This window comes from Nigerium sp. (assembly GCF_039811905.1).
GTDB lineage: Bacteria > Actinomycetota > Actinomycetes > Propionibacteriales > Propionibacteriaceae > Propioniciclava.
Genome location: NZ_JBDHZL010000122.1, coordinates 1 through 7,565 on the forward strand (window position 1 = coordinate 1; position 7,565 = coordinate 7,565).

Here is a 7,565-nt window from a genome sequence, read left to right on the forward strand (position 1 = left end):
GTCACCCAGGCCCGACGACTCCCCCACCGGCGACGACCCGCCCGCCCCGCCGCACCCGGGGCGTCCCCCCGCGGCGTTGATGGGGCAGGCCGGCGCTGGCGCCGGGGCGCCCGCGGTGCTGGCCCGCGCGCACCACGGGTCGGTGAGCCGCGAGCAGCGGGCGCAGACCGAAGACGATCTGAAGGCCGGACGCCTCCCGGCGGTCGTCGCGACCTCGTCCCTCGAACTGGGCATCGACATGGGCGCGGTCGACCTGGTCGTGCAGGTGGAGGCGCCGCCGTCGGTGTCGTCGGGCCTGCAACGCGTCGGCCGCGCGGGGCACCAGGTGGGGGCCGTCAGCCATGGGGTGTTCTTCCCGAAGTACCGGGGCGACCTCGTGGCGTCCGCGGTGATCGTCGAGCGCATGCGCGCCGGCGCGATCGAGAGCCTGGCCGTGCCGGCGAACCCGCTCGACGTCCTCGCGCAGCAGATCGTCGCGATGGTCGCGCTCGACGACTGGTCCGTCGACGACCTGTTCGCCCTGGTCAGGCGGGGTGCGCCGTTCGCGACGTTGACCCGCGGCGTCCTGGAGTCGGTGCTCGACATGCTCGCCGGCCGCTACCCGAGCGAGGAGTTCGCCGAGCTGCGCCCGCGCCTGACGTGGGACCGGGCGTCCGGCATGCTCGTCGGCCGGCGCGGCGCCCAGCGCATCGCGGTGACATCCGGCGGCACGATCCCCGACCGGGGCCTGTTCGGGGTGTTCATCGCCGGCGACGGGCCCGGGCGGCGCGTCGGCGAACTCGACGAGGAGATGGTCTACGAGTCGCGGGTCGGCGACGTCATCACGCTGGGCACGTCGACGTGGCAGATCGAGGAGATCACGCACGACCAGGTGCTCGTCACGCCGGCACCCGGGCGTCCGGGGCGGCTGCCGTTCTGGCGCGGCGACACGCTGGGGCGTCCGGCGGAGCTCGGCGAGGCGGTCGGCGGGTTCGTCCGCGAGGTGAGCGCCCTCCCGCCCGAGCCCGCGGCCGAGCGGCTCGCCGGCGCCGGGCTCGACCCGTGGGCGTCCGACAACCTGCTCGCCTACCTGGCCGAGCAGCGCGAGGCCACCGGACGCCTGCCGACCGACCGCACCATCGTCGTCGAGCGGTTCACCGACGAGCTCGGCGACTGGCGCGTCGTCATCCACAGCCCGTACGGCGGGCAGGTGCACGCGCCTTGGGCGCTCGCGATCGCGGCGCGCCTCCGCGAACGGTACGGCGTCGACGTGCAGGCCATGCACGCCGACGACGGCATCGTGCTGCGGCTGCCCGACCTGGGCGATCCGTTCGAACTGGACGCCGACCCGGCCGGCCAGGACGGCTCACCCGGCCAGCCGGGCTCCCCTGGTACCCATCACTCCTCTGGTCTCCACCACTCCCCCGCCTCCCCCGCCCGGGACGCCGGCCCGTACGCCGACCTCATGGAGCTGCTGTTCCCCGACCCCGACGAGGTGACCGCCCTGGTCACCGAGCAGATCGGCGGATCGGCGCTGTTCGCGTCCCGATTCCGCGAGTGCGCGGGCCGGGCGCTCCTGCTGCCGCGGCGGCGTCCCGACAAGCGGCAGCCGCTCTGGCAGCAGCGGCAACGCTCGGCCGCGCTGCTCGAGGTCGCGTCGCGGTACCCGTCGTTCCCGATCGTGCTCGAGGCCGTCCGCGAGTGCCTCTCCGACGTGTTCGACCTGCCGGGCCTGGCCGAGCTGATGCGCCGCATCCGGTCGCGCGAGATCGCGACCGTCGAGGTCACGACGCCGTCGCCCAGCCCCTTCGCGTCGTCGATGCTGTTCGGCTACGTCGCCCAGTTCCTCTACGAGGGCGACTCCCCGCTCGCCGAGCGCCGCGCGGCAGCGCTCTCGCTCGACCCCGACTTGCTGGCCGAGCTGCTCGGCACATCCGAGGGGCTGAGCCTGCGCGAGCTTCTGGACGCCGACGCGCTCGCCCGCACCCACGCCGAGCTGCAGCACCTCGCCGACGGCCGGCGCGCCCGCGACCCCGACGAGGTCACCGACCTGCTCCGCGCCCTCGGCCCCCTCACCCCGGCCGAGATCGAGGCTCGCAGCGACGGCTTCCAGCCCGCGTGGCTGGCCGAACTGGAGGCGTCCAGGCGCGTGTTCCCGATCGGCGGCGCCCACGGCGGGCGGCTCGCCGCGATCGAAGACGCCGGACGCCTGCGCGACGCCCTCGGCGTCGCGCTGCCCGTCGGCGTCCCGGACGCCTTCGCCGCCCCCGTCGCCGACCCCCTCGGCGACCTGCTCGTGCGGTACGCCCGCACGCACACGCCGTTCACCGTCGACGAGGTGGCCGCCCACTACGGCCTCGGCCGGGCCGTCGCGGCGTCCGGCTACGCGCGGCTCGCGAGCGAGGGCCGGGTGGTCGAGGGCGAGTTCCGGCCCGACGCCACCGGCCGCGAGCTCTGCGACCCGGGCGTCCTGCGGACGATCCGGCGGCGTTCGGTGGCGGCCCTGCGCGCCGAGGTCGAGCCGGTGCCCGCGGCCGACTTCGCGCGCTTCCTGCCGGCGTGGCAGGGCCTCGGGCCCGAGGCGGGCCGCGGCACCGAGGGCGTCCTGCGGGCCGTCGAGCAGCTCGCCGGGGCGGTCCTGCCCGCGTCGGCGGTGGAGTCGCTCGTGCTCCCCGCCCGCGTCCGCGACTACGCGCCCGCGATGCTCGACGAGCTCTGCGCCTCCGGCGAGGTGGTCTGGCGGGGGCACGGGTCGCTGGCGAAGGCCGACGGCTGGGTGTCCCTCGCCCCGGCCGATCTGGCGGGGCTCGCCGGGCCTACCGGCGAGCCCGAGGGGGACGCCCAGGTCGCCCTGCTCGACGCCCTCGCCGACGGCGGCGCATACTTCTTCGGCGCGCTCGCGGTGCGGGTGGGCGACGCGACGGGGGCCGCCACGTCCGAGGCGTTGTGGGAGCTCGTGTGGAAGGGCCTCGTCACCAACGACACCCTCGCGCCGCTGCGGGCCCGGCTCGGGGCCGGCGGCACGACGCACCGGGCGCGGGCGGCGTCGCCGCGGGGCCGGTATGGGCGCGTCCGGGTGGCGCGGCCGCGCCACGCGACCGCCGCCGACGTGGGGGGCCGCTGGTCGCTCGCCCCCGACGCCGGGCAGGCGCCCACCGAGCGCGCGCTGAGCGAGGCAGAGACGCTGCTCGACCGCTACGGCGTCCTGACCAGGGGCAGCGTGGCCGCCGAGCAGGTCGAGGGCGGGTTCGCGGGCGTCTATCGGGTGCTCTCCGCGGCCGAAGACGCGGGCCGCGTCCGCCGCGGCTACTTCGTCGAGGGGCTGGGCGCGGCCCAGTTCGCGACGGTCGGCGCGGTCGACCGGCTGCGCGCGGCGGGGCGTCCGGGGCGGGAGCGCGCAGCCGGTCCGCTCGTGCTCGCCGCGTCAGACCCGGCGAACCCGTTCGGCGCCGCCCTCCCCTGGCCCGACGCCGACGCGCTCGCGCACCGCCCCGCCCGCAAGGCGGGCGCGCTCGTGGTGCTCGCCGACGGCGCACCGGTCGTCTACCTCGAGCGCGGCGGCCACACGGCGCTCACCTGGACGCCTGACCCGGCACTTCTCGGCCCGGCGGCGACCGCGCTGGCGGGGCTGGTGCATTCCGGACGCCTCGCGGCCCTCACCGTCGACAAGATCGACGGTGCCGACGTGCTTGGCGGCGACCACCCTCTCGCCGCGGCGCTCGCCGAGGCGGGCTTCCGGCTCACGCCGAAGGGGCTGCGGCTCCGCCGCTGAGCGCCGCTCACCGCCCTTGCCCACCGATTGTCGCCGCTCGCCACCCCTGACCGCCGCTCACTCGACGCCGGCGGACCACCCCGGCCACCCAACGCGAAAGCCCCCGCCGGCCCAAGGAGGCCGACGGGGGCGTCCGTCGTCGAGCGCTCACACCTCGGGGATCTTGAGCCCCTTGAAGCTGTACACCGGCGTGCCGGGGAAGAGGATCGGCACGCGTCGCACCCACGCGCGGTAGGTCGGGTCGTTGCCGTAGCGGCGGCCCTGCTGGGTCTCCAGGCGCTTCGTCGCGCCGAGCATGATGAGCGCCAGCACGCAGAACCCACCGATCGCGACGATGGCCCGCAGCCATCCGGTCACGAACGGCATGCCCGCGATCAGGTTGCCCAGCCAGAACACGACCTCGCCCAGGTAGTTCGGGCTGCGCACCCAGCCGTACAACCCGGTGGTCACGACGGTGTTGGGCGCGGCCTTCTTCGCGTCCGACTTCTGCCGGTCGGCCCACGTCTCGAGCGCCAGGCCGGCGAGCATGATCAGCAGGCCGACCCACTGGTCCGACGTGCCGATCGGGCCCAGGTCGCGGCCGTCGGACGGCCCGAAGAGGGCCGGCGACACCATGGCCGGGTAGAGCAGCGAGATCACGATCCAGATCACCGGACGCATCACGACCGGGATTTCTCCATAACCGGACGCCTGCCGATGCGCGGCGTACGAGCGCGACCGCTCCCGCCGCAGCACATACAGCCCGAGCCGGAGCCCCCACGCGATCAGCAGAATGAGCTGGATCACGAGCGGCGCCCGCAACTGCTGCGCGTTGGCCACCATGACGATCACCGCCATGGCGACCACCGAGAACGGGTAGATCAGGTTGAAGAAGGCCACCGGACGCCAGAACCCGTACAGGCCCATCAACGCCGTGACCAGCACCAACAACCACAGAAGACCCGGCAGTCCGTTCATGCGTGCTCCTCCCAGCCACGCTCATCGTAGCGGCGCGGACGGACGCCGGACAGAGCCGCGGAAAGCTCGCGCGACGGCGTCCGGACGCCGCCGGCGTCGACATCGGGGCGCCGAGCGACCGGCCCGACGGCCGGCCCCACCGCCCCGCACGCGCGGCGGGGGCCTCCTCCGAAAGTACTGATTGTCGCCCCGACGGGTGACATATGCGCATGTGTTTGATACACCGACCCTGACACTGTCGTCACTCCGGAGGACCCCCATGAGAAGATTCCGCGTCCCATCAGTCCTATTGATCGTGATGTCCATGCTCGTGTTCGTGGCGCCGAACAGCTTCGGCCGCTCGCCGGCGTCCGTCGGCGGCTCGGCGCTGCCGGCCCCCACGTACACCGAGAAATACCGCCCCGCCTACCACTTCACGCCGGCGAAGAACTGGATGAACGACCCCAACGGTCTCGTCTACCACAACGGCGAATACCACCTCTTCTACCAGTACAACCCCGAGGACTACGTCTGGGGACACATGTCCTGGGGCCACGCGGTCAGCCGCGACCTGAAGACCTGGACCGTGCTGCCCGTCGCGATCCCCGAGGACGAGCACTGGATGTACTTCTCCGGCAGCGCCGTGATCGACAAGGACAACACGTCCGGCTTCGGCAAGCCGGGCAACCCGGCGATGGTCGCGATCTTCACGATGGCCGCGCGCGAAGGCGGCAAGCAGGCCCAGGGCATCGCCTACAGCCTCGACAACGGCCGCACGTTCACCAAGTACTCGGCGAACCCGGTGCTCGACATCAACTCGACCGAGTTCCGCGACCCGAAGGTGCAGTGGTACGAGCCGACGAAGAGCTGGCTCATGACGGTGTCGAACTCCACCGACCACACCGTGTCCTTCTACACGTCGAAGAACCTCAAGTCCTGGAAGCTGCTGAGCAAGTTCGGCCCGACCGGAGCCATCGGCGGCGTCTGGGAGTGCCCCGACCTGTTCCAGTTGCCGGTCGACGGCAACGCAGCCAAGAAGAAGTGGGTGCTGGTCGTCAACATCAACCCCGGCGGCGTCGCCGGCGGGTCCGCCGCGCAGTACTTCCTGGGCGACTTCGACGGCACGACGTTCACCGCGGACTCCCCGACGAGCGCGGCGGTCACCGGGGCCGACTGGGTCGATCACGGGGCCGACTACTACGCGGCCGTCTCCTGGGACAACACGCCCACGAACGACCGCGTCATGATCGGCTGGATGAACAACTGGACGTACGCCCAGAAGACCCCCACCTCCCCGTGGCGCTCGGCCATGAGCGTTCCCCGGACGATGGGCCTGAAGACCATCAACGGCGAGGTGCGCCTCGTCCAGACGCCGATCGTGGACGCCTCCGGTAAGAAAAGCGTCCGCAGCGGCGGCCGCGTCTCGGGCGTCCACTCGCTCGGCCGGACGCCGACCGGCGCGTACCAACTCGACGTCTCCTTCGACAAGACGCGGGCGCGCAACTACGGCGTCCAGGTGCGCACCGGACGCGGCCAGACCACGGTCGTCGGCTACGACGCGCGGTCGCAGCAGGTCTACCTCGACCGGACGCGCTCGGGTGAGTCCGCCTTCGCGGCGAACGAGGTGACCGGCGGGAACGACTTCCGCGGCGTCCATCGGGCGGCCTACCGGCCGGCCGACGGCAAGGTGAAGCTGGGGATCCTGGTCGACGAGGCCAGCGTCGAGGTGTTCGCCGGCGACGGCGAGGCCGTGCTGACCGACCAGATCTTCCCCGAGCCGGGCAGCCTGGGCCTGTCGGTGTTCTCTCACGGGGGCGCGACCCGCGTGATCAGCCCGACCGTCACGACCATCCCGAACTACCGAAGCTGAGCCGCCACCACCCCCCACCCGCGGATCCCTGCTGCACCATGGTGGTGATTCCTCGCCGGACCGTCCGGCGGGGTCACCACCGCAGCGGGGATCCGCTCGCTCGTGAAAGGGGGCCGCGTCCACATGCCCGAGGGCGACACCGTCTGGCGCACGGCCCACCGGCTCGACGAGGTGTTCGCCGGCACCGAGCTGACGCTCGCCGACCTGCGCTGGCCGGGCCTGTCGACCCTCCAGCTGGCCGGACGCCGCACCGTCGAGGTCGTCTCCCGCGGCAAGCACATCCTGCATCGCCTGGGCGGCGACGGGGGCGTCCCGCTGACCATACATTCCCATCTACGCATGGATGGCCAGTGGCGGGTGCAGCCCGCGGCGTCCCGGGTCCCGGCGGCCCACGAGATCCGCGCGGTGCTCGGCACCGCGCGCTACACCGCGATCGGACGCCTCCTCGGCATGCTCGACGTCGTCCGGACGTCCGACGAGCCGACGCTCGTCGGACACCTCGGCCCCGACCTCCTCGGCCCCGACTGGGACGCCGCCCGCGCCGTCGCGAACCTGCGGTCTGCGGGCGCGGCGTCCCGGGATCTCGCGATCGGCCCGGCACTGCTCGACCAGCGCAACCTCGCCGGCATCGGCACGATGTGGGCTGCCGAATCGCTGTTCCTCGAGCGGATCAACCCGCTCACCCCGGTCGCGGACCTCACCGACGACCGCCTGCGCGCGCTCGTCGTCCGCGCGCAGCGGCTCGTGGACGCCAACCGGCACTTCCCGATCCCGTCGGGGACGGGCGTCCGCAGGCACGGCCACGAGCACTACGCCCACGGCCGGCGGCGCAAGCCGTGCCGGCGCTGCGGGACGCCGATCGTGCTCGAGTGGGCCGGGCCGCCCGCCCAGGAGCGCACCTTCTACTTCTGCCCGCGCTGCCAGCCGCGCTGAGCCACGGGCGAAGAGGGCGCCCCGCAGGGGTGTCTGATGTCATCCATACGGATCCTGAACGACCATCACAGGCTT

Annotated in this window: 4 protein-coding genes; 3 read left to right on the forward strand and 1 reads right to left on the reverse strand. The window is 73.4% G+C overall.

Annotation, left to right across the window (positions count from 1 at the left end; genetic code table 11):
* Positions 1–3,751 (forward strand): helicase-related protein (locus tag WMJ97_RS13505; protein WP_347349524.1); only part of this gene is annotated, 3,751 nt, incomplete at its 5' end.
* Between the two features lie 147 nt (positions 3,752–3,898).
* Here the strand turns inward: WMJ97_RS13505 and WMJ97_RS13510 are convergent.
* Positions 3,899–4,708: a DUF1295 domain-containing protein gene (locus tag WMJ97_RS13510; protein ID WP_347349525.1), complete on the reverse strand. Its 810-nt coding sequence runs from the start codon at positions 4,706–4,708 to the stop codon at positions 3,899–3,901.
* 298 nt (positions 4,709–5,006) lie between these two features.
* Here WMJ97_RS13510 and WMJ97_RS13515 point away from each other — a divergent pair, with 298 nt between their 5' ends.
* Positions 5,007–6,557, forward strand: coding sequence for a glycoside hydrolase family 32 protein (locus WMJ97_RS13515; protein ID WP_347349526.1), 1,551 nt, complete (start codon positions 5,007–5,009; stop codon positions 6,555–6,557).
* Positions 6,558–6,680: 123 nt separating this feature from the next.
* On the forward strand, positions 6,681–7,490 hold the full coding sequence (locus tag WMJ97_RS13520) for a DNA-formamidopyrimidine glycosylase family protein (RefSeq protein WP_347349527.1): 810 nt from the start codon (positions 6,681–6,683) through the stop codon (positions 7,488–7,490).
* The last annotated feature ends 75 nt before the right edge of the window (positions 7,491–7,565 follow it).